The organism is Nocardia sp. NPDC050630 (assembly GCF_044457245.1).
In the GTDB taxonomy this organism is placed as follows: domain Bacteria; phylum Actinomycetota; class Actinomycetes; order Mycobacteriales; family Mycobacteriaceae; genus Nocardia.
Window position 1 is genome coordinate 265200 of record NZ_JBITGN010000009.1, and the last position, 25226, is coordinate 290425.

The 25226-nt window shown below is 65.2% G+C and carries 31 protein-coding genes and 1 pseudogene; 9 read left to right on the forward strand and 23 right to left on the reverse strand.

The annotated features are described in order from the left end of the window. Nucleotides 1–13: 13 nt before the first annotated feature. The 3 genes and pseudogenes from ACIBG0_RS23840 to ACIBG0_RS23850 all read right to left on the reverse strand — a co-directional run bounded on the left by ACIBG0_RS23840 (nt 14) and on the right by ACIBG0_RS23850 (nt 1596). A complete protein-coding gene (locus ACIBG0_RS23840; protein WP_397035164.1) occupies nt 14–688 on the reverse strand; it encodes a hypothetical protein in 675 nt (224 codons plus the stop codon). Between the two features lie 180 nt (nt 689–868). Then, nucleotides 869–1000, reverse strand: a pseudogene (locus ACIBG0_RS23845) (ionic transporter y4hA); the annotation flags it as partial. Nucleotides 1001–1200: 200 nt separating this feature from the next. Beyond that, nucleotides 1201–1596 carry a nitroreductase/quinone reductase family protein gene (locus ACIBG0_RS23850; RefSeq protein WP_397035165.1) on the reverse strand — a complete coding sequence of 132 codons (396 nt, stop codon included), beginning with the start codon at nt 1594–1596 and terminating at the stop codon, nt 1201–1203. Nucleotides 1597–1755: 159 nt separating this feature from the next. Here ACIBG0_RS23850 and ACIBG0_RS23855 point away from each other — a divergent pair, with 159 nt between their 5' ends. Continuing rightward, nucleotides 1756–2415: a phosphate signaling complex PhoU family protein gene (locus tag ACIBG0_RS23855; RefSeq protein ID WP_397035166.1), complete on the forward strand. Its 660-nt coding sequence runs from the start codon at nt 1756–1758 to the stop codon at nt 2413–2415. Between the two features lie 90 nt (nt 2416–2505). Here the strand turns inward: ACIBG0_RS23855 and ACIBG0_RS23860 are convergent, their stop codons facing one another. Next, nucleotides 2506–3447, reverse strand: coding sequence for a LysR family transcriptional regulator (locus ACIBG0_RS23860; RefSeq protein ID WP_397035167.1), 942 nt, complete (start codon nt 3445–3447; stop codon nt 2506–2508). 71 nt (nt 3448–3518) lie between these two features. On the opposite strand from ACIBG0_RS23860, the gene ACIBG0_RS23865 reads away from it, so the two are divergent. After that, on the forward strand, nt 3519–4664 hold the full coding sequence (locus tag ACIBG0_RS23865) for a TDT family transporter (protein WP_397035168.1): 1146 nt from the start codon (nt 3519–3521) through the stop codon (nt 4662–4664). On the opposite strand, the gene ACIBG0_RS23870 is transcribed toward ACIBG0_RS23865, so the two are convergent. Together ACIBG0_RS23870 and ACIBG0_RS23875 are read right to left on the reverse strand one after the other, a co-directional pair. Continuing rightward, a complete protein-coding gene (locus ACIBG0_RS23870; protein WP_397035169.1) occupies nt 4654–5478 on the reverse strand; it encodes an acyl-CoA thioesterase in 825 nt (274 codons plus the stop codon). The two genes, ACIBG0_RS23865 and ACIBG0_RS23870, sit on opposite strands and share 11 nt — an antisense overlap. 24 nt (nt 5479–5502) lie before the next feature. After that, on the reverse strand, nt 5503–6102 hold the full coding sequence (locus ACIBG0_RS23875) for a TetR/AcrR family transcriptional regulator (protein ID WP_397035170.1): 600 nt from the start codon (nt 6100–6102) through the stop codon (nt 5503–5505). 75 nt (nt 6103–6177) lie between these two features. Between ACIBG0_RS23875 and ACIBG0_RS23880 the strand changes: the two genes are divergently transcribed. After that, nucleotides 6178–7065 carry an oxidoreductase gene (locus ACIBG0_RS23880; RefSeq protein WP_397035171.1) on the forward strand — a complete coding sequence of 296 codons (888 nt, stop codon included), beginning with the start codon at nt 6178–6180 and terminating at the stop codon, nt 7063–7065. On the opposite strand, the gene ACIBG0_RS23885 is transcribed toward ACIBG0_RS23880, so the two are convergent. Together ACIBG0_RS23885 and ACIBG0_RS23890 are read right to left on the reverse strand one after the other, a co-directional pair. Continuing rightward, complete coding sequence (locus ACIBG0_RS23885) at nt 7066–7935, reverse strand: RNA polymerase sigma factor (RefSeq protein WP_397035172.1); 870 nt, start codon at nt 7933–7935, stop codon at nt 7066–7068. Between the two features lie 82 nt (nt 7936–8017). Next, complete coding sequence (locus tag ACIBG0_RS23890) at nt 8018–8890, reverse strand: haloalkane dehalogenase (RefSeq protein ID WP_397035173.1); 873 nt, start codon at nt 8888–8890, stop codon at nt 8018–8020. 616 nt (nt 8891–9506) lie between these two features. Here ACIBG0_RS23890 and ACIBG0_RS23895 point away from each other — a divergent pair. After that, the gene (locus tag ACIBG0_RS23895; protein ID WP_397035174.1) at nt 9507–10286 is read left to right on the forward strand and encodes an HNH endonuclease family protein; all 780 of its coding nucleotides are present in this window, start codon (nt 9507–9509) and stop codon (nt 10284–10286) included. 35 nt (nt 10287–10321) lie between these two features. Continuing rightward, nucleotides 10322–10546 (forward strand): hypothetical protein, encoded by a 225-nt coding sequence (locus ACIBG0_RS23900; RefSeq protein ID WP_397035175.1) that lies wholly within the window; start codon nt 10322–10324, stop codon nt 10544–10546. 9 nt (nt 10547–10555) lie between these two features. On the opposite strand, the gene ACIBG0_RS23905 is transcribed toward ACIBG0_RS23900, so the two are convergent. From ACIBG0_RS23905 to ACIBG0_RS23915, 3 genes are read right to left on the reverse strand one after another with little or no spacing between them, the layout of a single operon-like run. After that, nucleotides 10556–11575, reverse strand: a complete 1020-nt coding sequence (locus tag ACIBG0_RS23905) for an NAD(P)-dependent alcohol dehydrogenase (protein ID WP_397035176.1) — start codon at nt 11573–11575, stop codon at nt 10556–10558. Beyond that, on the reverse strand, nt 11572–11964 hold the full coding sequence (locus tag ACIBG0_RS23910) for a hypothetical protein (protein ID WP_397035177.1): 393 nt from the start codon (nt 11962–11964) through the stop codon (nt 11572–11574). Before ACIBG0_RS23910 ends, ACIBG0_RS23905 begins: the two co-directional genes overlap by 4 nt. Next, entirely contained in the window at nt 11961–12392 is a 432-nt protein-coding gene (locus ACIBG0_RS23915; protein ID WP_397035178.1) for a hypothetical protein, read from the reverse strand. The genes ACIBG0_RS23910 and ACIBG0_RS23915 overlap by 4 nt, the downstream gene beginning before the upstream one ends. 124 nt (nt 12393–12516) lie before the next feature. Between ACIBG0_RS23915 and ACIBG0_RS23920 the strand changes: the two genes are divergently transcribed. Further along, a complete protein-coding gene (locus ACIBG0_RS23920; RefSeq protein WP_397035219.1) occupies nt 12517–13323 on the forward strand; it encodes a helix-turn-helix domain-containing protein in 807 nt (268 codons plus the stop codon). A 15-nt stretch (nt 13324–13338) separates the two neighbouring features. Here ACIBG0_RS23920 and ACIBG0_RS23925 read toward each other — a convergent pair whose 3' ends face one another. The 3 genes from ACIBG0_RS23925 to ACIBG0_RS23935 all read right to left on the reverse strand — a co-directional run bounded on the left by ACIBG0_RS23925 (nt 13339) and on the right by ACIBG0_RS23935 (nt 15828). Beyond that, nucleotides 13339–13560, reverse strand: coding sequence for a hypothetical protein (locus tag ACIBG0_RS23925; RefSeq protein ID WP_397035179.1), 222 nt, complete (start codon nt 13558–13560; stop codon nt 13339–13341). 187 nt (nt 13561–13747) lie between these two features. Next, nucleotides 13748–14956: an FAD-dependent oxidoreductase gene (locus ACIBG0_RS23930; protein ID WP_397035180.1), complete on the reverse strand. Its 1209-nt coding sequence runs from the start codon at nt 14954–14956 to the stop codon at nt 13748–13750. A 224-nt stretch (nt 14957–15180) separates the two neighbouring features. Then, on the reverse strand, nt 15181–15828 hold the full coding sequence (locus tag ACIBG0_RS23935; protein WP_397035181.1) for a PadR family transcriptional regulator: 648 nt from the start codon (nt 15826–15828) through the stop codon (nt 15181–15183). Nucleotides 15829–15979: 151 nt separating this feature from the next. Here ACIBG0_RS23935 and ACIBG0_RS23940 point away from each other — a divergent pair, with 151 nt between their 5' ends. From ACIBG0_RS23940 to ACIBG0_RS23950, 3 genes are read left to right on the forward strand one after another with little or no spacing between them, the layout of a single operon-like run. Then, nucleotides 15980–16855, forward strand: a complete 876-nt coding sequence (locus ACIBG0_RS23940) for an oxidoreductase (RefSeq protein WP_397035182.1) — start codon at nt 15980–15982, stop codon at nt 16853–16855. A gap of 50 nt (nt 16856–16905) precedes the next feature. Continuing rightward, on the forward strand, nt 16906–17361 hold the full coding sequence (locus tag ACIBG0_RS23945) for a transcriptional regulator (protein ID WP_397035183.1): 456 nt from the start codon (nt 16906–16908) through the stop codon (nt 17359–17361). Continuing rightward, nucleotides 17358–17732 carry a DUF3817 domain-containing protein gene (locus tag ACIBG0_RS23950; protein ID WP_397035184.1) on the forward strand — a complete coding sequence of 125 codons (375 nt, stop codon included), beginning with the start codon at nt 17358–17360 and terminating at the stop codon, nt 17730–17732. The genes ACIBG0_RS23945 and ACIBG0_RS23950 overlap by 4 nt, the downstream gene beginning before the upstream one ends. A gap of 705 nt (nt 17733–18437) precedes the next feature. Here the strand turns inward: ACIBG0_RS23950 and rdgB are convergent. From rdgB to ACIBG0_RS23995, 9 genes are all read right to left on the reverse strand, one after another. Continuing rightward, the gene (rdgB, locus tag ACIBG0_RS23955; RefSeq protein ID WP_397035185.1) at nt 18438–19049 is read right to left on the reverse strand and encodes an RdgB/HAM1 family non-canonical purine NTP pyrophosphatase; all 612 of its coding nucleotides are present in this window, start codon (nt 19047–19049) and stop codon (nt 18438–18440) included. Next, entirely contained in the window at nt 19049–19819 is a 771-nt protein-coding gene (gene rph / locus ACIBG0_RS23960) for a ribonuclease PH (protein WP_397035186.1), read from the reverse strand. Before rph ends, rdgB begins: the two co-directional genes overlap by 1 nt. A 42-nt stretch (nt 19820–19861) precedes the next feature. After that, nucleotides 19862–20626 carry a cyclic nucleotide-degrading phosphodiesterase gene (locus ACIBG0_RS23965; RefSeq protein ID WP_397035187.1) on the reverse strand — a complete coding sequence of 255 codons (765 nt, stop codon included), beginning with the start codon at nt 20624–20626 and terminating at the stop codon, nt 19862–19864. A 149-nt stretch (nt 20627–20775) separates the two neighbouring features. Beyond that, nucleotides 20776–21480: a rhomboid family intramembrane serine protease gene (locus ACIBG0_RS23970; RefSeq protein WP_397035188.1), complete on the reverse strand. Its 705-nt coding sequence runs from the start codon at nt 21478–21480 to the stop codon at nt 20776–20778. Nucleotides 21481–21586: 106 nt separating this feature from the next. Then, entirely contained in the window at nt 21587–22549 is a 963-nt protein-coding gene (locus tag ACIBG0_RS23975; RefSeq protein ID WP_397035189.1) for a PLP-dependent cysteine synthase family protein, read from the reverse strand. A gap of 8 nt (nt 22550–22557) precedes the next feature. Next, nucleotides 22558–22830: a MoaD/ThiS family protein gene (locus ACIBG0_RS23980; RefSeq protein ID WP_397035190.1), complete on the reverse strand. Its 273-nt coding sequence runs from the start codon at nt 22828–22830 to the stop codon at nt 22558–22560. Nucleotides 22831–22863: 33 nt separating this feature from the next. Further along, the gene (locus ACIBG0_RS23985) at nt 22864–23286 is read right to left on the reverse strand and encodes a Mov34/MPN/PAD-1 family protein (protein ID WP_397035191.1); all 423 of its coding nucleotides are present in this window, start codon (nt 23284–23286) and stop codon (nt 22864–22866) included. 256 nt (nt 23287–23542) lie between these two features. Further along, nucleotides 23543–24604 (reverse strand): P1 family peptidase, encoded by a 1062-nt coding sequence (locus ACIBG0_RS23990; protein WP_397035192.1) that lies wholly within the window; start codon nt 24602–24604, stop codon nt 23543–23545. A gap of 35 nt (nt 24605–24639) precedes the next feature. Continuing rightward, nucleotides 24640–25209, reverse strand: a complete 570-nt coding sequence (locus ACIBG0_RS23995) for a DUF2017 domain-containing protein (RefSeq protein ID WP_364355678.1) — start codon at nt 25207–25209, stop codon at nt 24640–24642. Between the last annotated feature and the right edge of the window lie 17 nt (nt 25210–25226).

Below are 25226 nucleotides of genomic sequence, written 5' to 3' on the forward strand. Positions count from 1 at the left end.
GTCATCGCCTCGGCTACGGCAGTCCGGGCAGCGGGGGCAGCGGCGGCAGGAAGGGGAACGGATTCACCGGCATCGGGTTCGGTAGCGGATTAGGAACCGGGTTCTCCGGGACCGGGTTGGGACTCGGATTCTCCGGGACCGGATTGGGGTTCGGATTCTGCGGCACCGGATTGGGGTTCGGATCGGCAGGGACCTGGAGCGGGCGCTGTGGGACCGGCGGCGGTTCCGCGACGCCCTGACCTTGCGGTATGCAGTTCCAGCGGCCGTCGGGGCCGAGCCCCCACTGTGCGACGATCCCGTCGTGCGAGCAGTCGTCGCCGACCTGATGTTCGGCCCGGCCCTGCGCATCCCGGGTCTGTTCCTGCGGCGCGCACACCCACAAACCGTTGCGCATATCCCATTTGGCGACGATCCCTTCGTGCGAGCAATCATCACCGGGCTTGCGCGCCGGTTGCCCCGCCGAGGTCGTCGCGCGATTCGGGGGCGCGGGGACGGGACGGCCGGAGGTCACTTTCCCGATCGACGTCACCGATGGCGGTGCGTCGTTGTTCGCATCCTGATTCGATCGCATCAGCAGTGCGATCGCGACCACCAGTGCGAGCGCGGCGGCGATAACTGCCGCGATGGCCATAACGCGCCCATTGTCGGTTCCGCGATCACCGCCGGGTGTCGTGCCAGGTTCCACCATCGCACCGCCTTCGTGCCGAGTAGGGACTACCTTCACGAAAAGCTCTGCTGGCAGGCTACCGAAGATCGCAGCGCGAAAGATCAACTTTGGCGAGCTGTGTTCGCGCAGGTAATGCCCTATTTGATGCCGACACGCACCTTGACGGCGTCATCGCCGGTTTCGTGCAACGCCTGACTGATCGATGCTCGCCATGGCGGACCAGAGGGCGAGATCGAGACTAATCCGCACCTGATCGCGACGCGCGGCACGCACGGCCGCGATAGTTTCCGGCAGCCGGACGAGCAGCGCGATGACCACCCCTAACGCGGACTGCCGCACCGCCGCCAGCACCGCGCCGATCATCACATCAACGGCGATGCCGGGCAGCGATCGTCCCCAGGTGACGGCCAGCGTGATCGCGGCCGGGAGGGATGAATACGGTCCAGCGGGAAGTCAGCGCCCGGAGCGTAACTTCCATCGTGTCAGCAATCGTGCGCACTCGATCGCGTGTGATCGGGCGCTCATGCGCTGGGTCAGTCGTCGAGATCGATCCGGACGGTCAGCAAGTCGGTGCCGAGCAATCGAACACCCGCACTGTTGGCCTTGGGCAGCGATTGCAGCCGAGCGCGCGGATCGTCATCCGGCAGTAGATGTGCGGTACCGGTGTGCCAATGTCCGTGCAGCCGTACCCGAACTCGGTTGTCGGCCTTGATATTTCGAATGTACTGCGACTTGTCACCGAATTCGGAGACGAGCCAGAACTGCTTGCCTACTCGTCGACCGCCGATCGGCGTGATCCGCGGCTGCCCACTCGTGCGCCCGACGGTCTCCAGCAACTGCTGCGTCGGCAATCTGCGCAAAATCGGATTTCCCAACCGCCGCTGAACTGTCGTCACGACTCGGTGCTGAACATCACGCAAGTTCGCCATCTCCCGACGCTAGCACCGGCCGATCGCATTCAGCGCTGTGTCGAGTCCCGACGGCGTGGTGTGGCCAATCGAGTCGCCGCGGGCACCTTCTCTGGTCATCCAGGCATCGCGGCGATCATGTCGAGATTCTTCTATGGGACGGAGCGGCGATAAGCGACAATGTGCGGAGTGCGGACCCAATTCACTCGCGAGCTCGTCGCGTTGACCAATGATTTGACGCTCATGTGTCGGCTCGCCCACGATGCCGCCGAGCGTGTCACGGCCGCGCTCGGCGACGCCGATCTCGCCGCCACCTATGAAGCCTTCGCACTCGACGAGCAGTTACAGAAGATGTACGCCGCCTGCGAGGCCAGAACCGTGGTGCTGCTGGCACTGCAGGCGCCGGTCGCGCGCGATCTGCGGCATGTGGTCACCGCCATCCAGATCGCCGGTGAACTGTCCAGAATCGGTTCGCTGATCAGCCGCGTCGCCGATCAGGTCTACAAATACCACCCGGAATCACTTGCGCCCCAACCGCTTATGGATGTCCTGACCGCCATGGGTCGGCTGGCCGCGCACCACACCGCCCTCGCGGGTGAATCGGTCGCCACCGGCCGCCAACCCCTCACTCCCGAATCCGGTACTCCCGCAATGGAGCAACTCCACCAACGACTCCACTCGGCGCTGGCCGACCGAACCGCCACCGAAGCCGCCATCGATATCGCCCTGGTGGGCAATAACCTCGAACGCTGTATCGACCACACCACCCGCATCGATCGCCTGATCCGCTTCCTGGACACCGGAATTCCGCCGACGGCCCAAACCTCCGAGGCCAGCTAGTCCCGCGTCCAGACCGTAGCGAGCCTTGGTTCGAGGGTTCCGTCCAACGCAGTGGAATGGTGGTCACCCACGCCGCATTCGACCGCCCGATCATTGCGCTCGGCGAGCAGCCGGAGCTGAGCCTGCTCCAGTGCTGCGGGCGATGGTGTAGAGGTCGCGGGCGGGCCCGGTGAGGCGGTGGCCCGCGGGCCAGACGGCACGCAGGGCCCGAGTCAGGTCGAGGCCGTTGACGGTCGGGGAAACGAGGGTGCCCGCGGCGATTTCGGGGGCTACCGCCAGGGAGCTCAGGACGGCGGGACCGGCACCGGAGGCGACCGCGGTTTTGATCGCGGTGGTGGAGGAAAGTTCCAGCGCAACGGTGGGCTCCCAGCCCGGAATGGCCCGCGCGACAGCATTTTCGAACCAGGTCCGGGTGCCGGATCCCAGTTCGCGCTGGATCAGCGCGGTTCGAGCGAGTTCGGCCAGGTCGACAGAGCCCTGGCGGGCCCAGCGGTGTTGCGGGTCGACCACGACGACCAGTTGATCGCGGGCCACGATATGACTCTCCAACCCACGGAAATTCCGCGGGCTCTCGATGAAGCCGATGTCGTCCTTACCGTCGAGTACCGCCTGTGCCACCTCGACGGAATTGCCGGACTGCAATGCGATCGCGGTATCGGGTGCCCTGGTGCGCAGCGTCATGAGCCAGCCGGGAAACAGGTATTCGGCAATGGTCTGACTCGCCGCCACCCGCAACTGCGAATCACGCTCGACGCGCAAGGTATCGATGCCCGCATCCAATTGCTTGGCCGCATCGACAACTCCACGTGCCCATTCGGCGATCAATGCCCCGGCGGGGGTGGGTCGGGAACCGAGGGTGGTGCGCTCCAGCACCGGCATCCCGACCAACTTCTCCAGATAGCGGATGCGGGAGGACGCCGAGGGCTGGCTGATGCCGTGCGCCTGCGCCGCACGTCCGAGACTGCCCAGTTCGATGACCGAAACCAACAGGTCGAGCGCGGCCAGATCGGGGACGCGCGGCGACAGGGGCATAGAACGAGTCTATGCATCCATAGGTACGCGGTAGCTACTCGATACCACCCGGCGCAGACGAATCTGGACATATGACCGCCATAGCAACCTTGCGCCCCGCACTCCCGCGGCATCTGCTCGGCGAGCTCGGACAGACTGCGCCCCAGCGCCGCTCGCTGCGGCACTTCGCACCCAATTGGTTCGCCGCCGTCATGGGCACCGGCATTGTCGCCAATGCCGCCGCCACGCTCCCGCTGCAGTTGCCCGGACTGCGCGGCGCGGCGACGGTTGTCTGGGCGCTCGCCGCACTGCTGCTGGTGGTTGTGAGCACCGCCTGGGTCGTGCACTGGATGCGCTATCGAGAGCAAGCCCGTAGCCACAAGGACCACCCGATCATGATGCATTTCTACGGCGCGCCACCGATGGCATTGGTGACCGTCGGCGGGGGCACCCTGGTACTCGGCCGCGAGGTGATCGGCCTCGACGCCGCACTAACCATCGACTGGATGTTGTGGTCGTTCGGCACCGCGCTCGGCCTGCTGACCGCCGTCGCCATTCCCTTCCGGATGTTCACCCAGCACCGCATCGAGCCCGATGCCGCCTTCGGTGGCTGGCTGATGCCGGTGGTGCCGCCGATGGTGTCGGCCGCCATGGGGGCACTACTGGTCCCATATCTGCCGGAAGGCCAATCGCGGCTCACCATGATCCTGCTGTGCCTGGCCATGTTCGGTCTGAGCCTGATCGCGGCGCTGGTCACCACCACCATGATCTGGTCACGCCTGGTGCATTTCGGCGTCCCGCAATCGCCCATGGTGGCGACCCTCTGGCTCGTGCTCGGCCCGCTCGGCCAATCCGTCACTGCCGCAGGCCTGCTCGCCAATGCCGGTCCCTCGGCCCTGCCCGAGCTCTACACCAAAGGGCTGACCGTCTTCTCGGTCATCTTCGGCGTCCTGACCTGGGGTTTCGCAATGCTGTGGCTGGCGCTGGCCGCCGCTGTCACCGTAAAGACCGCTCGCGCGGGCGAATTGGGATTCAACCTGACCTGGTGGGGCTTCACGTTCCCGCTCGGCACCTGCATTACCGGCAGCAGTGTGCTTTACGGGCACACCGGCGCCGATATCTTCGCCGTCGCCGCGGTCGTGCTGTATGTCGGATTGGTCGGTGCTTGGGCAGGTGTCGCCGCCAAGACCATCCGCGGTGTTGTTATCGGGCCGCTGCTCCGGCCGGTCATGCCTTGAAGTACACCAGCTGATGGCTGGTCGCGAGCAACCCACCGTCATGCGCCCAGAGTTCGGCCGACTGATCGAAGAAGCCCTTGCCGAAATGCTGGGAGCGCGCGGTGGCCAGCAGCGGCTGATCGGATTGGGCGGCAAGGCGGTCGGTGTCGGCGTGGAAATACACGGTCAGCGTGACGGTTCCAGCGGGGACGACACGGCCGAGTCGCAGCATCACCCTCGGAAAGAACACATCGCTCAGCGCGGTCAGGGCCGGATAGTCCAACGGGCGGGCAGGGCGGTCGCGGACCCAGAGTGTGGTAGTGGAAGTCGGTTGCGCCGCAGCGCCATCGAGTTGGGTGATACCGCCCTCGATGAAGCGCATTTCGTAATTGTCCACCCAGGCAATGAATTCGGGCAGCGCGTCCGGTTCGATGGTGTCCGGCGGCGGTGCGGTAGGTGCGGTGGCTTCGGTCGCGGTCCAGGTCTCGCGGCGGGTGCCGAAAACCGCGGTGGCCGTGGTGGTCACGACGCCGTCCTGACTCATCGACAGCGTCCAGTGCTGAGTGGTGCGGTTGGTCCGCACCGGTTGCGCCGCAATAGTGAAGGGCCCCTCGGCAATCGGGCCCGCGAAGTTGACGGTCAGCGAGATCGGATCACCGAGGCAATGCGGATGTTGTTGCACCGCACGCAATAAGGTTGCCGCGGTGATGCCGCCGAATGGGCCGACCATATTGCCGTACTCGGGAGTCGTTCGACCGTTGAAGTTTCCGGTGCCGTCCGGTGTCAGCGTGACCGCGCTGTCGAAGGCGTGGCGTGCCGTGACGGTCGAGCTCATCGATTCTCCTCGGGTAGGTGCAGTTCAGTCGCGGGGGCGCAGACCATAGGTCAGCTGGGTAATCGTTTCGGTCAATGCCGCTTCCACGTTCTCGGCCTCGACGAACCCGGACCCGACAAAGGTGGCCAACCCCTGCAGTGCGGCAATGGCGGCAATACCGATCCGCATCGGATCACCCGTAACGACTTCGCCACGCGCCTGCCCCTCGGCGATCAAGGCGATGGGCACGGTGAATGCCCGCCCCACCGCCGCCAGCATTTCCTCGCCCGAGGTCGGACTGTGTTTGCGCGCGAACATCAGCGCGAGCAGCGCCGGATTGTCGATCGCGAAATCCAGGTAGGAACGCGCCACGGCGTGCAGCCGCTCGGAGAATGAGCCGGTCGCTTCGACCTCGCCGTACAGCCCGGCGAGCCGGTCGAAGCCGACCAGTGCGAGCGCGTCGAGCAGCGCCTGCTTATCCCGGAAGTGTCTGCTCGGCGCGGCATGGCTGACCCCGAGGTCGCGGGCCAGCTGACGTAGCGAAAGCCCGTCCACACCGGAATCGCGCAACGTCGCCTCGGCGCGCTGCAGCAGCTCGGCGCGCAAGTCACCGTGGTGATAGGAGCGGGAGCGGACAAAACTCATGGTTGCTGCAGGATATCCGATCCGAATCAATTGTTGGCATTGACTACTTTGTTGTCACTGCCTACATTGGGCGCTATGACGAACCCCAAGTGGACTTCCGCAGATCTGCCCCGATTCGACGGCCGCACCGTCATCGTCACCGGCGCCAATAGTGGGATCGGCCTGGTCACAGCCCGTGAACTGGCCCGCGTCGGCGCCCGAGTCGTGCTCGCGGTGCGCGATATCGCGCGCGGCCAGGAGGCGGCGAAGAGCATTTCGGGACGCACCGAGGTGCGCGAACTCGACCTCGCCGACCTGGCCTCGATTCGCCGCTTCGCCGCGGACTGGTCCGGTGATATCGATGTGCTGGTGAACAATGCGGGCATCATGATGGTCCCCGCCGGACGCACGAAGGATGGTTTCGAGCGCCAATTCGGCACCAACCATCTCGGCCATTTCGCACTAACGAACCTGCTGCTGCCACACATCACCGACCGCGTGGTGACCGTCTCCTCGCAGGCCCATCGCCGCGGCAGCATCGAGCTCGACGACCTCAACTGGGAAACCCGGACCTACAACTCCGCCGCCGCCTACGGGCAATCCAAACTCGCCAATCTGCTGTTCACCCTGGAACTACAGCGGCGCTTCACCGAATCGGGATCTCGACTCGCGCTCAGCGCCCATCCCGGTTGGTCCGCAACGAATCTGCAGAGCCATTCCGGCAATCGGATCCTGCACGAGGTCATGCGGGTAGGCAATAAACTGCTCGCCCAGGATGCGAGCTTCGGTGCGCTGCCCACCCTGTTCGCCGCCAGCCAGGAGTTGCCGCCGGGAAGCTATGTCGGCCCGGACAGCTGGTTCGAATTCCGCGGTCACCCGAAGGTCGTCGGCCGTAGCACGGCCGCCGCGAATGCCGACCTCGCCACCGCATTGTGGACCAAATCCGAAGAACTGACCGATGTCCGCTTTCCGGCCAACGCGTAGTCAGTCGAGCAGCGGGAACCTGCCCGAATGCAGTAATCCGGCGATCGCATCCATTTTCGCCTGCGGCGCAGCGTAATCGGGGTGCAGCCGGATTACCGCGGCGGCGTCGTGCAGTCGGATCATCTGCTGTTCGACCTCGGCGACGCTGCGACCGCCCGCACTCACCGCGTGGCGGGCGAATACCGGCCGCCTCGGATCGACGCGGCCGAGCGCCAATGCCTTGTCCACCCGACGAGAGCACCGACAAAACGCCTCGGGATTGGCCACCCCGCAGGTCGAATTCAGGAATGTGCCGATGCGTTTCTTGGCTCGCTCCAGCCGCTTGCGAAAGGCGGATGCGGTGATACCCAGAATCCAGGCCGCATCGGCGGAGCCGAGTTCGAAAACTTCACCGAGTACAAAGGCGACCCGCTCGTCGCGGACCAGGCACTGCAGCATTGCTTGGCTACAATTCAGCCGCACCTCATGGGAGAGCAGCTCGGCCTCGGGTCCGCGATAGTCGTCGGCGGCGAGCCCGTCCGCCAATCCCTCGCGGTATGTGTCGAGGCTGAGCTGCGCCGCCTCCTGGGGCGTTTTTCGTTCGAGATTCAGCAGATAGTTGACACCGATGCGGTAGGCCCAGGTCAGCAGCTTGGCCTCACCCCGCCATGTCGCGAGATTGCCGACCACGCGCAGCAGGATCTCCTGCGTCGCATCCTCGGCCTCGGCGGGCCGCCACACCATGCGCAGCGCCAGCCGGTACAGCGGATCCTGTAGCTGCCGCACCACATCCGAGATGGCGGCCGCGTCACCGGCAATCGCCCGATCGACCAGTCGCCGCTCCTGGATTTCGGCCGTGGGCGGGTCGGGGTGCGCTAGCTCGGGTTCCACCGCACAATCCTTCGGCGGTATCCGGCGTTACGCAAGTCCTATGCGCCGCGCGGGTGCCCCGCACCCGCGCGGCGCACCGGAGTCATGCACTCGCGGTCGCCGTGGTCAACGAGTGCGCGCGCAACCACGTCGCGACCGCGGTCCCGATGGCATCGGGTTGATCCTCCGGTGCGTGATGTCCCGCCGCGCCGACCGAGACGACCTCGGCGCTGGCGAACGTCTGGGCGGCCCAGGCGATAACCTCCGGCGAACCGAGGCCGACACCATTGTCGAGTGCCATGATGAGCTTGGGCACCTCCGGCGAATCCGCCGCCCACCGGTCGTAGTTCTGCACCAGCGCCACAACGTCGGCAGGTTCGCCGTCCAGCGGAAACTCGCGCGACCAAGCCAACATCGGCTTGCGCGATTCCGGCGTCGGGAAGGGTGCGCGATAGGCATCGTGATCTTCCGGCTTCAGATCGACAATGCCCTTCGGCAGGTTGAATTCGATGAACATATTCTCCGCCAGCACCATTCGCTCCCCCTCAGCGGTCCGGAATTTGCGGAACAGTTCGGCGCCGAGCGGCGGCAGTTCGTCCCAACGCATCGGCCGCAGGAACGTTTCGATCAGCGCGATGCCCCGGATGCGTTCGGGATGCCGTGCCGCCCAGTGCATACCGAGCGCACCACCCCAGTCGTGGCCGACAATGACGACCTGGTCGAGGCCGAGCGCGTCGACCCAGGCATCCAGATAGCGGGCGTGGTCGGCGAGGCGGTAGGCGCTGTTCGGCTTCCCGGACGCACCCATGCCGATCAGATCCGGTGCGAGCACCCGGTTTTGATCCGCGACATGCGGGATCACATTGCGCCACAGGTGCGATGAGGTCGGGTTGCCGTGCAGGAACACCACCGGTACCGAACTGGCACCGAGATCGGTGTAGTGGATGAACGAGTCGAGAACGTCGACGGTAGCCATGATGTGGGTCCTTCCTGGATCCGGCTTTGCTGCCTGCATCCGTTTCGACACACGTTTGAGCCTCGTTGTGACCGCCGCTGAATGTGATGCTCGTCACGTATCCGGGAGGGGCGGGCACGGCCGCGCTCAGCGCCACCGCAGGTAAACCTAACTTCCGTATGTGAGCAGTACATGTTTCAACTGTCCAATGCACCATTCAGGAGATTCTCAGACTTAAGTAAAGCGATTGCAAAGGAATCTATAATAATCTACTGTCTTTCTACGTAAGAACAATGGAGTTCACACAGACCGTCACGAGGAGTTATCCGCAGTACGAAGCGGCACGACGAGACTTCCCTCATCAGCCTCGTGGCGCCGCGAGAACGGATCGCCCGGCCTGGACAACCGGCCCGTTCATTCGGCCGCGCACGAGCTCATTCGTGACACGACCACCCCTGGATCAGCGCCGGCACGCCGAGTCAGGGGTGGTTCCGTGTCTACCGTCGAGTCGCCCTTGTCGAGTTCTTCGACTAGCTGTACCGAACGTCATACGCGACAATCACATACGGGATGATCAGCGGCAGGTAGCTTGACGCCCGACAAATTCATCGGTGCGAGACTAGGAAGTTCGATCTTTGTGAAGTGGTTGTCGTCCCGCACCGCGCGTCGCGTACTCGCTGTTTGCGCACCCGTTGTCTTGGCTGTCGTTGTCGCCGTTGGCTATTCCTTTTTCGATGAGTGGACCGGTAAGACCGGCAAGGGGTCCGGATCGGCGAATGTCACAACGGCGTCCGGCAAGGACATCAACGATCTGCTGGGCCAGCTCGTCGATGCGCCGGAAGAGTCGATGGAAGGCTACAGCCGGGAGAAGTTCCCGCACTGGGATACCAATAAGCCCGAGCACGGCTTCGGCGCCGACTTCACGCAGTACAGCAAGTGCACCAGCCGTGACGTGATGATGCTCCGCGATGCGACGGGCTCGGTGAAACTCGACCCGAAAACCTGCGAACTCACCGTCGGCCGTGGGGGCGGCTGGCAGGACCAGTACGGCGTACTGGATTCCAAGACCGGAAAACTCAAGCCGTACAAGTTCATCACCGACCCGGCCGGTGTCGATGCCGAACACATCGTGCCGCTGGCCGAGGCATGGCGTTCGGGTGCGAATAAGCGTGATGAAGATACCCGCCGCCGGATCGCCAACGACGCCGTCAATCTGATCGCCTCCGATCCCTCGGCCAACAGATCCAAGGGTGACCAGGACGCCGCCAACTACCTGCCGCCGGGAAAATTCCGGTGTGGCTATCTCGAGCATTACGTCAAGATCAAAGTAAAATATGCGCTGAACGTTGATCCCGCCGAACACACCGCACTGCGCAACGCAGTCGCCGACTGCGTCAGTCGAGGAGAGTTCAAATAAGCGACATCATCGAGATTTCCGCCAAGGCGGCCGTCATGACCGAAGAGGAAGGGACGGTCTCCGGCGAGCTCGATGTGACCGTCGACGCGACGGGTAAAGGTCTGGTCCGCTACCGCAAAACCGAGACCTGGTACACCATCGGCAATCTCGAAGCGGAACCGCCGCGCACCTGGGCGACCGTCGCCGAGTTGGCCGCCGCCATTGAAGCCACCGTCGGAACCCGCGATGCGGCCGGCAATATCGTGCCCTTCGAGGCCTGATTCGCACGCCTACGGCATGGTGATGACGACCTTGCCGAACGGATTGTCCTCCCGGAAGTAGCGGTATGCCTGCACTGCCTGATCGAGCGGAAAAGTCCGATCGACGACCGGGCGCATGCGATGGGCGGTGATGGCGCGGTTCATCGCCTCGAAATCGTCCCGGCTGCCGACCGCTATCCGGCGGATGGCGAGATACGGTCCGACGAACGGATTCTCGAATGCTTGTCCCGGCGGCAGCTGGGACGCGCCGATCATGGTGATCATCGCGTTGTAGCCCGCGGAGCGCACCGATTTCGACAGGGTGGGTAGTCCGACAGCCTCCACCACATGTTCGACACCGTTGCCGTCGGTGAGCTCGAGTACCTGCTGGTCCCAGTCCGGCGTGGCATTGCGGTCGATGGTCTCGTCCGCGCCGAGTTTGTGCAGCCGCTGCGCCTTCTCCGGGCCGGAGGTAATCGAAATGACCTTGGCACCATGCATCTTCGCGTGCTGTACGGCGAATAACGCAACGGTACCGCTACCGACGGTCAGCACCGTCTGATCCGAAGACACCGGTACCGGTGTGGTCAGCGCCGCCCATGCGACGACTCCCGCGCAGGTCAGCGTGGCCGCCTCGACATCGGTGAGATGTTCGGGCACATGCACCACCGAATCCTCTTCGAGAACCGCATAGGTGGCGAGCATGCCGTTGTAGTTGGCGCCGTACTGTTCGGCGACATGCGCCAGCCGCTGCGGGCCATTGACGAAGCGCACGAAGTACGACGCGGTCACCCGGTCGCCGAGTGTGGTGCGAGTTACATTCGCCCCCACGGCGATAACCTCACCGACACCATCGGACAGCGGGATGATGTCCGGGGTCGCGGGCAGCGGATAGCTGCCATCCATCAACATCAGATCCCGTCGGTTGAGCGAGGCCGCGCGCAGCCTGATGACCACCTGATTCGGCCCCGGCTGCGGCAACTCCTGGTCCCGGACGGTCAAACCGGCGAGGCCATGTAGTGGATCGAGGTGGTAGGCAATGGCGTTCATGATCCGCTTTCTGTGGTAGGCACGAACAGCGCCTCGAACGGCGCTTCTCCGACACCGGTGGTGATGTGGCCGCGGCCGTCGGTGTCCTCGACATGGACGAGGTCGCCTGGGCCGAATCTGCGCTGAACGCCGTCGCTCGTGGTCACTTCGATGACGCCGCGCAGCATCACGACCCATTGGCGCGCCGGAGCGGGGTGCGGTTCGCTGTCGAATCGCGAACTGCGCAAGTAGGTTACGGTCGCCGCCGCCGACATTCCGGCGACCGCCATTGCGGGTACGCCCGCGGCAACGGTTCGACCGGTCAGCGCGAGTTCCGCATCGACGAATCGGGAGCCGCCGTCGGCGGTGCACACTATCCGGCTGAACCGTAAGGTCGTCGCTTCGGTCATCGCACGCCTTCAATGAATTGGTGGTCGGAGGTGATCCGACCATCCGGGTCGAGCCCGATCACCTCGTAACCGCCGCCCGCGACGGACCCGTCGGCGCGCGAGACCATCGACCACGGCAAGCCGATCAGCCCGGTGGGCAGCGGGGTGGCCGCACCCACCTCGAAGATGTATTCGCCGGGAGCCACGAACATCTCGTAGGCGCGCGATACCCGGGCTTCCATGGCGTCGTGGCCGCGCACTTGCAGGGCGGGTACGGCGAAGTTCAGGTTCGCCGCCGCCTCGCGGATCTCCACCGGCGGGTCGACCAGGGTCTGGGCGCCTTCGGGTGCCCAGATCTCGTGGATCAGCTTGCGGCGGATCTCCGGATCGGATTCGTTCCACTGGGACATGTAGCGCTCGGCGAAACGGGTCAGGTCTTGGTTGCTCATGGCACCGAGTTTTGCGGGCGCGGCGTTGTGTCGCGATTCCCTCCAGGGAATGACACCTGATGCGGGTTCGGTGATTCCCTCCAGGGAATGGCGCGGATACCGCGAGTCGGATATCACTGAATTCATGACGACAGTGGTGGAGCCGAATCCGTTTGCTCAGCAGTTGCGGCACTGGCGCTCGCAACGGCATGTGAGCCAGCTCGACCTGGCCATTCGCGCGGACACCAGCCAGCGCTATCTGAGCTTCCTGGAGCAGGGACGCTCGCGCCCGGGACGCACCATGGTGGTGCGGCTGGCCGAATCGCTGGAATTGTCGCTGCGCGAGCGCAATGCCCTGCTGCTCGCTGCGGGTTATGCCCCGATCTTTCCCGAATCCGATTTGAACACACCGGAATTGGGCCCGGTGCGAGTCGCATTGGAGCGCATTCTGGAAGGGCACCTACCCTACCCCGCTGTGGTCACCCGCCCTTACGGCCAACTGGTCGCCGCCAATGCCGCCTTCGACATCCTCACCGAGGGCGCCGCGGCGGACCTGATCACCGCGCCGATCAACGTCCTTCGCCTCGCCCTACACCCCGACGGTCTGGCACGACGCGTGCTGAACCTTCCCGAGTGGGGCCGCCACGTCACCGAAAGCCTGCGCGCCAAGGCCCTACGCAGCCCCGACCCCAGCCTCGACGACTTCATAGCCGAACTCGAAAGCTACCTCCCCGCCACCGCCCCGGGCCCCGACCACCTCGGCTTCGCCGTTCCCCTGCGCCTGACCGCCCCCGACGGCGAACTCCGCCTCATCACCACCATCACCAGCTTCGCCACCGCCGTAGACATAACCCTCTCCGAACTCCATCTGGAAGCCTTCCTGCCCGCCGACGACCGAACCGCCGAATACCTCCGCCGCCGCTCCGCACAGCGTCGGACGCAAGCCAACTGACGTTTTCGCCCAGCATCAACGCGGCCGCACAGCCGCAAGAACTTCTCGTCCACGGGCGGACAACCGTTCTTCGGCGAGACGTGCACCGAGCACAGCTCCGGTGATCCCGATCGCGATCCCGACCGGCAGGGCCAGCCACAGTACGGCGGTGAGGTCGAGGGCAAGGCCGATGATCAGCACGATCAGGACCGGGAGCAGCGCGACCAGTTGGCCCAAGCTGATGGCGACTTGAACCAAAGCCTTTGAGCAGCCAGGGTTTCCGGAGGAAGCGAAGGGGTTTCCGGTGCGCGGTGGCAGCGGGTACGGCGCGTCAGCAGCAACCGCATCCGAATCAGGACGCCAACCACGACAGCCCGGTACGGACGAACCGGCTCCGGGTTCGAAATAATGCCGCCTGCCCAGGAAGAGGCAGGCAGCATCAGCACTACGCCTTCGCAGTCACCAACTCCTGCTGTACCGGTGCATCCCAATCGATCCGATACCGCTGCTCGACACCCATGGTCTTCTCCGGGTTCATGCCCTTGATCAGCAGCGGCATCAGCATGGACATCATCCGGCGCGCCACGGGTCCTGGCGTCTTTGTGTGGTTGATCTTGCGCGCCCGAGCCGCGACACTCTCCACCCGCGGCCGTCGCACCCCTTCATAGGCGGCGAAGGCCGAGGTGTGATCCGGCAGGTCCCGCAGACAGCGCGCCAACTGCACCGCACTCTCGATGGCCAGCGACGCCCCCTGACCCGAGCTGTTGGACGGCGCGTGCACCGAATCCCCGACCAACACCATGCGTCCCCGATACCAAGTCGGCACCGGCGGCATAATATGCAGGGCCCCAGTCGTTTCCAGGTTTTCGGCGGTAGTTCTGCGAGCGAATTCACCGCCCGGGGTGTCCTCGGCATAGGTCTCCCGCAGGATGGCCAACCATTGCTCGGCCGGAATCGCGCGTGCCTCGGTCAGCGACAGATACTCCTTGTGCGGCAGATTGGCACCCCACATGACCTTGTTGTCGTCGACGGTTCCGTAGAGGTAGTACGCCTTCTTTCCGAATGCGAAAACCATTGTCTCCGGGGCAATTCCGTAATCATTGTCGAGCATCGCGCCGAATCCGATCATCCCGGTGTACTCCGGTCCCGGATTATTCGGGTCGATGAGGCCGCGCACCGTCGAGCGAATACCGTCCGCGCCGATCAATACATCGGCGGTTGCGCTACTGCCATCGGCGAAGTGCGCGGTGATACCGTCCGCGTCCTCCTCGACGCGCACGAGTCGCTTGTTGTACTCGAAGGGAACGCCCGTGGCGACCGCGTGATCGTGCAGCGTCCGGTGCAATTCGTTGCGGTCGACCATTTTCAACGACGGCACGTCGGGCATTTCCGGCATCTGCAACACTTTGCCGCCGACCGACATCTGCATATGCGATACCGGACTCGCGATCTCGCGAATGCGGTCACCCGCACCGACAATATCAAGGGCAGCAACACCATTCGGTGCCAATGCCAGCCCGCTGCCGATCCCGTACGTCGGACCCGGATAGGCCTCGTAGACGCGAGCGGCGATGCCCGCCTTGTGCAATGCGGTCGCGGTGACGGGTCCGGCGATGCCGCCGCCGATAACAATGGCCGTTTCTGTTGTGGACATGGGTGTACTCCAATTATGTGCGATACGGGTTTCTTCGAAGCCCGAACCGACCGTCCCATCGCACACCCAGTTATCCTGTGGTTGCCAGCCTTGTAGCCGGGTGCGCGCATGCGGACGCGGTTCGAGACGGTTACATCGGACTCGGCGGCGGTGTTGCCGCACCCCGCCGGGCCCGGTCTCGGCAATTCACTCCGCCCGGTACAGACCGGGTCGAGCGCGGGACGTTATTCCGTCATCCCCCTTTCCACCAGCTCGGTGACCTCAGCGGGCGTCATGCCGACGGCATGCATATGCCGCCAGAGATCGACGCCGGGGAAGGTGCCCGCGCCGATCTCGTCACGCAGCGATGCGGCCCACGCCACCTCGGCCTCCAGCATCGCCACGCCATATTCGGCTTCGACAATGAAGAGTCGGGGCAGATTAGCGGCCGCGAGTTGATCGAGTTCTCGGCGCGCAGCCTCGATGATGCGACCCAGCGCGTCGATGCGCCGGCCGAGCAACTCGACGACTTCATCCGGCGGCAGTGCCGCCACGACGGAGAGTCCGGCCGTGAACCGGTGGTGTTCCGGCTCCGGCTCGGCAATCAATTCCCTTGTCCAGTCCGCCATTTCGGCGCGACCGGCATCGGTGATCGCATAGATCGTGCGTTCCGGCCGAGCACCGTCACGCTCACTGCCGACTACCTCGAGGAAGCCCGCCTTCTCCATGTTCTGCACGACGGTATACAGCGAGCCCCATTTGATGTCCATATCGCGGTCCTTGCCGCGCTCACGCATCTGCGAGGCGATTTCGTAGCGATGCATCGGCCGTTCGATGACAGTCGCGAGGACTGCCAGCGCCAGCAGATTGTTCACCTTGCGCTTCGTGGCCATGGACATCTCCTTACTCGCATACGAATATACGTGGGCGAGTATTCGGGCACAAGTATTAGGCGGTGATCGGCTCTTGTCTCTTCGTCGAGCAGCTTGGTCCAGCTCGCGTGTCGCTCTTCCACTGGAACTTACTCCGAAGTAAGGTCGGCTCATGGCGTGGAACCCCAAAGATATGCCCGACCAGAGCGGGCGCACCTTCATTGTCACCGGAGCCAATGGCGGTCTCGGTGTCGAGACGACCTCGGCGCTGGCAAGCAAGGGCGGCACCGTGATCATGGCCTGCCGCGATGTCGCCAAGGCGCAGCCGATCGCCGACCGTATCGATGGTGACGTCCGGGTGGCGCAGCTGGATTTGGCCGATCTGGCATCGGTGCGCGCATTCGTCGACAAGACCGACGAATTCGATGTGCTCATCAATAACGCCGGGCTGATGAACATCCCGTTCTCGCGCACCAAGGACGGGTTCGAAACCCAGTTCGGCGTCAACCACCTCGGACATTTCGCGCTGACCGGACTGCTGCTGGATCGCCTTCGGGATCGGGTGGTGAGCTTGGCGAGCATCGCGCACAAGCAGACCCCGAAGCTGCGGATCGACGATCTCAACTACGAGAACCGCCGCTACCAGCGCAACCTCGCTTACGCCCAGTCCAAGCTGGCCAACCTCATGTTCGCTCGCGAACTACAACGGCGGCTGACCGAAGCCGGCTCCGATAAGCGCTCCTACGCGGTCCACCCGGGCGTCTCGGCAACCGACCTGTTCGCCAGGACCGAAACCCCACTCGACCGGATCAGCAAGCCCTTCATCCGCATCATCGGCCACGCCCCCGCCAAGGCCGCCCATTCCACCCTGTTCGCGGCCACCATGCCCGATGCCGATCCCACTACCTACTGGGGTCCGAACCGGCTGTTCCAGAGCCAGGGTCCGGTCGAGCCCTCGCCGTCGAGCAAGCTGTCGAACAATCCGGAACTGCTGCGCCGCCTGTGGGAGGAATCCGAGCGCATGACCGGAATCACCTACAAGTTCTGAGTCCCGACCTCCTCCTACGTACCGTGTAGTAGACGGGTACCGTGGTATGCGTGTCCGCTCCACCTCGCCGCTCGGCACACAATCGCCCGGCCCTCATCGTGCTGGTGATCGTGGCCGCCCTCGCCTGCTTGGCATTGGGGTGGTGGCAGTGGGAGCGGTTCGAATCCGCGAGCGGCACCGGCCAGAATCTCGGCTACGCATTGCAGTGGCCGCTGTTCGCCGGATTCGCGGTGTTCGCCTACTTCCGGTTCGTGCGGCTGGAATCCGAAGCGGATAAGGAGCCGGAAGCTGATTCGGCTCCAGCGAAGACACGCCGAAGCGCGAAAGTCATTGCGCCGCGCGAGATTCCGGCCGGACTACTGCCCGAGCGGCCCAAGGCTGCCCACGACGATGACCCGGTGCTCGCCGAATACAACAAATATCTGGCCGAGCTGCACGCACAAGATATCGACCAACACGTCCGGGACGCGGGCCTCGCCCACGACACACAGAGGAGCGCCGGTTGACCACCAGCGAGAACTCGACCGAATCCGCCACGACGCTCACCCCCGAGCCGACGGCCACCAACGTCGCGAAGATCAAGCCCGCACTGCTGCGCTACCGGGTACTCGCCTGGACGACGGGTCTGTGGCTGCTGCTGCTCACCGGCGAAATGATCGCCAAATATGGCTTCGACGTGCACACTCCCAACTGGATCGCGGTCGTGCACGGCTGGGTCTACTTCGTCTACCTACTGGTCACCGCCGACCTCGCGGTAAAGGTGCGCTGGCCGATCCCGCGCACCGTCGGCACCCTCATCGCAGGCACCATCCCCCTGCTGTCCTTCTTCGTCGAACACGTCAACGCGAACAAGGTCAAACAGGACTTCAACCTCTGACCCACCCTGCGCCCGCGAACTCCGGCCCATCCCAGGGTCCGAACCCGTCGAGGGCTCCGGACCGGTCCCAGGTTTCGCACCCATCGCGGGCTCCACACCATGGGCTCCGCACCCAACCGAAGTTCCGCACCGTCGCGGGCCCCGGACCCGACCCAGCTTCCACACCGATGCGGGCCCCGAACCCGTCCCAGGTTCCACACCATGCGGACTCCGCACCATCCGAGGTTCCACACCCGTCGCTGGTCCGAACCCGTCCCAGGTTCCGCACGGTGCGGACTCCGCACCCTCGTGGACTCCCCATCCGAGTTCCGCACCCAGCGCGGACACAGCGCCCGTCCCAGATTCCACACCCCCGTGCGGACTCCGCCCATCCGAGGTTCCGCACCCAGCGCGGACACAGCGCCATCTCAGGTTCCACACCCGTGCGGACTCCGACCCCGTCCGAGGTTCCACACCCGGCGCGGAACAGCGCCCATCTCAGCTTCCACACCCATCTCGGGACTCGCACCATTGCCGGATCAGCACCCTCGCACTGCCGCTGCACATTCCCGAGTCCGATAATGACACCTGCACCAGCACCCCTCCTCAGGAATGCGGCGAATCAGCCCTGGCGCGCCGCCCAAGGGGAATCGACACCGTCTCGCGGCGGCACACATGCGTCGCCGGGATCCGCGCAGGTTGCGGCGCCTCGAGCGATGCGCTGATTCAGGACTCGGCGAGGGCCGCCAGGGCAGGGAGAAGCTGGGTGAGCGCGCGACCGCGATGGGATACGGCGTCCTTCTCTGCGGGCGTCAGCTGAGCAGCAGTGATATCGCTGCCGGTCGGGATGAACAGCGGGTCATAGCCGAATCCACCGTCGCCTGCCGGTTTCCGGCCGATCGTGCCCGGCCATTCACCGCGCACCACGATTTCGGTGCCACCAGGCACCACCAGCGCGCAGGTGGAGACGAACCGCGCGCCGCGCCACTCGTCCGGTACATCGCCGAGTTGGGCGAGCAATAGGGCGTTATTGGCCGCGTCATCACCGTGCACCCCGGACCAGCGCGCGGACAGCACGCCGGGCATACCGTTCAGTGCGTCCACCGCGATCCCGGAATCGTCTGCGACACAGGGCAATCCGGTGGCGGCGGCGCCATCGCGCGCCTTCGCCAGCGCATTCTCCTCGAAGGTCGCGCCGGTCTCGGGCGCCTCGTCGTAGGCCGGCACATCGCCGAGCCCGACGATCTCGATGCCCGCGATACCCGCGTCGGCGAGAATCCGCCGCAGCTCGTTCAACTTCTTGGCATTGCGACTGGCGACCAGAACGCGGCGCGACATCACTTCTTCTTCGACTCGGCAGGCTGCGGCAGCACCCCCGGATATGGCAGTGCCAGCGCCTCTTTCTGGATAGCGAACAGCCGCTCACATCCGGCGAGTGCGGAGTCGAGCAGCTTGTCCAAGGTGGAACGCGGGAAGGTGGCGCCCTCACCGGTGCCCTGGATCTCCACCAGGGTGCCGGTATCGGTGGCGACCACATTCATATCGACCTCGGCGCGCGAATCCTCTTCATACGGCAAGTCCAATCGCACCCGGCCGTCGACGACACCGACGCTCACCGCGGCGATCGCACACGAGATCGGCTGCGGGTCGGCCAATCCGCCCGCCGCACCGAGGTAGGTGACCGCATCCGAGAGCGCGACATACGCGCCGGTGATTGCCGCGGTCCGGGTGCCACCGTCGGCCTGCAGCACATCGCAGTCGATGGCAATAGTGTTCTCGCCGATGGCCGCCAGGTCGATGCATGCCCGCAGCGACCGGCCGACCAACCGGCTGATCTCCTGGGTGCGGCCGCCGACCTTGCCCTTCACCGATTCCCGCCCGCTGCGGGTATGCGTCGCCGCAGGCAGCATCGCGTATTCGGCGGTGAGCCAGCCGAGGCCGGAATCGCGCCGCCACGGGGGCACGCCCTCGGTGACGCTCGCGGTGCACATCACCCGGGTCTGCCCGAACTCCACCAGCACCGAACCGGCTGGATGCGTGGTGAAGCCACGGGTGATCCGTACCTCGCGGAGCTCATCGTCCGCCCTGCCATCGGCTCGTCTCGACACGCGCCAAGCCTAGTCACATGGCCTACCGCGCTCGGCAGCCGGTCAGATGTCGAAGGTTTCGCCCGGTGCGACGGCGTGCACCGGTCCGGAGAACTGCGCCTTCGCCTCGGCGATCACATCCTCGCGCGAGGTCCACGGCGGAATGTGGGTGAGCAGCAGCTCTTTTACACCCGCGCGCGCGGCGATAATGCCCGCCTCGGCGCCGGAAAGATGAATGCCCGGCGGTCGGTTGGCCGGATCGTGCGTCCACGACGCCTCCGACATGAGAATGTCGGCGCCCTGTGCGAGTTCGAGTACCGCATCGCACATCGCGGTGTCGCCGGTGTAGACGAAGGTCCGCCCGGCCGCCGTGTCGATACGCAGCCCGTACGACTCGGGCGGATGATACATCCGGCGCGCGAGCACCGTATGGCCCGGCCCGAATTCGACCGCCTCACCTTCCACCCACGTCTGGTGATCGATGACGTCGGACCAATCGTCGCATTCGCCGCCGATCTCGGCGGAGGCATTGCCGATGCGCGCCGCGCTATCGGAGGGGCCGCGTACGATCGCCTGCCCCACGGGGGGTGTCGGATGGTAGCGCCGCCAGACCAGCAGCCCGGGCAGATCCAGGCAGTGATCGGCATGCAGATGCGTGAGGAAGATATCGACTTCACCGGGATCGGCGTAGCGCTGCAATGCGCCCAAGACGCCGGGTCCGAAATCGATGACCACCGGCGACATATCCGGCCCGGTCAGTAGGTACCCCGACGCTGGGGAGTCCGGGCCGGACACACTGCCCGAGCACCCGAGGACGGTAAGGCGCATTCCCCCATGCTCCCACGACGAATTCGCGCTCATGACATCGCCTCGCTAACGCGCGGCGCTGTCACGAGCGAGAGCCCGGCAGTGCCTATTACTCGCTCGCTCAAGAGCCGATCCCCCACACTCCGCTGCGAACCGCGCGATTACCGCGGTTACGCACTGACTCCGGCTCGATCCCCGCGACGGTGTCGACGTTCATCACCAGAGAGTACCCAGCCGGCCAGCACTCCACCCATTGCCCCGAAAAGATGCCCCTGCCAAGAGATTCCGGGCTGTCCGGGCAGCACACCCAACAGCACCGAGCCGTAAATCGCCAGTACAACCAGGCCGATGCCGATCTGCACCAGATTGCGGGCGAACCAACCGCGCGAGATCAGGAAGGTCAACCAGCCGAAGATCAGCGAGGACGCGCCGAGATGCACCGATCCGGTGGCGCCGGTGAGCCAGACGCCGACTCCGGCCACGATCCAGATGATCGCGGTGGCGGTGAGTCCGCGGGCGATGCCCGCGAGCAGCGTGATGAAGCCGAGGACGATCACCGGAAGCGTATTGGCGAACAGATGGTCCCAGCCGTGGTGCAGGACCGGCGCCCAGAGAATGCCCCACAGGCCGTCCGCATCGCGCGGTTCGATGCCGTTGTCATCGAGTTGGTTGTGGTCGAGGTTGTCGACACCTTCGACTCCGTAGAGCAGAGCGACGAAGGCGGTGATGATGACGCCCGCGCGCATCCAGAGCTGTTTGAGGCTGTTCGGTTCGGCGGACGGACCGGAAGACACTCTCGACTGCCCGAGTTGGGCGCGTAGTGCGGCGATCCGTTCCGGATCGAACGACGAACCGATTCCCGAACCACCGGTCATCGCAACCTCCTCGTCGAGCGAGGGCCCGAACGCCGACGATATGCGACAAGGGACTCGCTCTTTCGAGGATACCGGGACGAATCGCGACCAAACGGCCAGTGAAAATTCAGGCCCAGAGCTGGCCGTCGAGGCGTTCCTCGGCCTCTTCGAGCGTCCCGTCGTACGCGCCGGTGGACAGGTACTTCCACCCGCCATCGGCAACCACGAATGCGATATCCGCCCGGGTATCGGCGCGCACGCATTTGCGCGCGACACCGAGCGCCGCATGCAGAATCGCACCGGTCGAAATACCCGCGAAAATGCCCTCTTCCAACACCAGCTCACGCGTGCGCTTCACCGCGTCGAATGGACCGACCGAAAAACGAGTGGTCAGCACCGACTCGTCGTAGAGCTCGGGAATGAAGCCCTCATCGATATTGCGCAGTCCGTACACGAGTTCGCCGTAGCGCGGTTCGGCCGCGACGATTTCGATGCCGGGCACCTGCTCACGCAGGAAACGGCCCGTCCCCATGAGCGTGCCGGTGGTGCCGAGACCTGCGACGAAATGGGTGATCTCGGGCAGGTCGGCGAGGATTTCCGGACCGGTGGTCTCGTAGTGCGCCAAGGCATTGGCCGGATTGCCGTACTGGTACAGCATCACCCAGTCCGGATTCTGCGCGGCGATCTGCTTAGCCAGCGCGACCGCCTGATTCGAACCGCCCGCGGCCGGGGAATCGATGATCTCCGCACCGAACATGGTCAGCAGCTGACGGCGCTCGACCGAGGTGTTCTCCGGCATCACGCAGACCAGCCGGTAGCCCTTGAGTTTGGCCGCCATCGCCAGCGATATGCCGGTATTTCCGCTGGTCGGCTCCAGGATCATGCAGCCGGGGGTCAGCAGGCCGTCGGCCTCGGCCTGTTCGATCATCCGCAGAGCGGGCCGGTCCTTGATGGAACCGGTCGGGTTGCGGTCCTCGAGCTTGGCCCATAACCGCACCGGATTTTCGCCGTCCCACTGCGGGGAGAGGTTGCGCAGACCGACCAGCGGGGTGTTTCCGAGGGTCGCGATCAGCGATTCATAGCGTGCCACGGGGTCGATCAGCCTCCGGCGACGGCGGGCAGGATGGTGACGCTCGCGCCCTCGGGCACATCCGCGTCGAGCCCGCCCGCGAAGCGCACATCCTCGTCGTCGACGTAGATGTTGACGTAGCGGTTCAGCTTGCCGTCCTTGAGCAGCCGCTCGGCGAGGCCGGGATGGTTGGCGTCGAGGTTCTCGATCAGCGCGGACAGGGTCGAGCCCTGCGCGTCGACGCGCTTCTCGCCTCCGGTAAGGCCACGCATGATGGTCGGGATGGACACGGTTACCGGCATGGGGACTCCTCGAATTCGACGAACATGGGGGTACTAAACGGTCTCGTACGCATCAACGATCCGGACCGGCTCCTCGGTGACCGCACCGTCCACGATCCGGTAGCTGCGCAGCTCGTGCTGCTCGGGATCGCGGGTGGAGATCAACACGTAATGCGCGAACGGCTCGGACGCATAGGAGATATCGGTGCGGCTCGGATAGGCCTCGGTGGCGGTATGGGAGTGGTAAATCACGACCGGGGTCTCGTCGGCATCATCCATCGCCCGCCACACCTTGAGCTGTTCACCGGAATCGAACCGGTAGAAGGTCGGCGAGCGCTCGGCATTGACCATGGCGATGAACCGCTCGGGTCGATCCGAACCCTCCGGACCGGCGATGACGCCGCAGGCCTCGTCCGGGTGATCGGCGCGCGCATGCGCCACCATCGCCTGCACCAGGTCGGTCCTGATCACCAGCACGAGTCACCCTTCCGCATTCGGCACATCCGCCGCCGACATATCGCACCCGACAACGACCCAGAATATTCGGCTATTCCCACCCGCCTCTCGGCCGGTACCCTCCCCGACGCTGTTGCCATGGCTGCCGCACACTTTCGCGAAACCCGCCCAGCAGGTCGAGCGGCGAGTCGATGTGCGAGGCCGCCCGAAACTCTGCGGCACCCGCCCCGAGCGCGACAAGCCGATGACCGAGACTGGCCGAAGCTATGCGGACTCGCTAGGAGCGCGAGAAGAGGTCGGAGTACGCGGGGATGCCCGCCACGGAGTGGGCGGACAGGATCGCGTCGACGATGGCGCGCTCGACGCAGACGGCCGCCGCTGTACAGATCTCGTCGAGGGCCAGGAGGTCGGAGGGGAACGCAGGCGGCAGCGGGGCCTCGGTGATTTCGGCGGTGCCGGTGGACAGGGCGAAGAGGGTATCGCCGTCGAGGGGTGAGTGGGCGGGCCGGATCGCGCGAGCGAGCCCGTCGTGGGCTGTGGTCGCTAGGCGCTGACAGCTGGCCGGGTCCAGGGGTGCGTCAGTGGCGACCACGCCGATGGTCGTGTTGAGGACGGTGCCCTTGACCGGGAGGGTGTTGGCCACGGCCAGTTGCTCGGTCGTAGCGGGAGACAGGCCGAATGCGTCGGGTCCCTCGGTGCCGATGCCCCATGGCAGGCCGGTGCGCGGGTCGAAAACAGAGCCGACCGGGTTGGCGACCACCAGCGCCGCCACGGTGACGCCCGCGGCGGCACCCGCGCCGAGCAAAACGCTGGCCGTTCCCACCCCACCCTTGATCGAACCCGCCCGCGCACCGACGCCAGCGCCGACGCATCCACGCTCGAACTCCTCCGCGGCGGCCTCGGCCGCAAGGAAGCCGAAATCAGCGGTCGGTCGAATTCGCCAGTCCCCCACCGGAAGATCGAAGATCACCGCGGCGGGAACGATGGGCACCACTCGACTCGGATCGGCCGGATCCATCGGTATGCCCTCGTGATGTTCCTCGAGCCAACGCATTACGCCGTCCGCTGCCGCGAGTCCGTAAGCGCTGCCGCCGGTGAGTAAGATCGAATTCACTTGGCGCACAGTGTTACCCGGGTCGAGCAGATCGGTTTCCCTGGTGCCCGGCCCGCCGCCGCGCACATCGACCGCGGCGATCGCACCGCCGGGCACGCGCACGACGGTGCAGCCGGTCGCCGCACCGGAACCCAGCGTGGCGTCCGGATCGAGCATATGGTGGTGCCCGACGAGCAGGCTGGGGACATCGGTGAGCGAATTCCGTGGTCCCGCTTGCGCATTCACAGCACACACTCCTCGAGCATCATGGCCCGACGCCGTCAGGGCGCGAGGGCTTGCAGCAGCGAATCCTGCATCCACGTCAGCCAGTGGTACACATCCAGATGCGGCCCGCGCGGATCATCCGGTTCGAGGTGATCCGGTGTCTCGGCATCGATTCCGAGCACCGTGCCCAAAGCCAGCCGCACATCGGTCAGGGCGGTCAACCACGCGTCGGCCTGCTCGGGTGTCAGCACAATCTTCCCGCCGTCGGTCGGCACCGTATTCAGCACCACCGATCCGGCGGCCAACTTGGCGTCGATGATCTCCGGTTCGTGCAGGCCGCGAAGCGCGCTGTTGAGGTCGGCGCGATCGGCGTCGGGCGAGCCCGGTTCGCTCCGGTGGAAGTCCGGCAGTAGCCGGTGCAGCCGGGGATCGTCGGGCGGTGTCGTATTGCCGCTGCGCAGCCCGGTGAGCTCGGCGAGCTCATCGTCGGGTGCGGATTCGGCCCGCTCGGTCAGCAGGCCGGAAACGGCGCCGACCAGGGAACGCAGCACGCTCGCCTCACGCGCGTCCATTTCGGATCGCAGTTTGAGGCCGCTCAGCGAGTTCTTCCGGCTCCACTTACGCACTGACGTCAGGGTAGTCG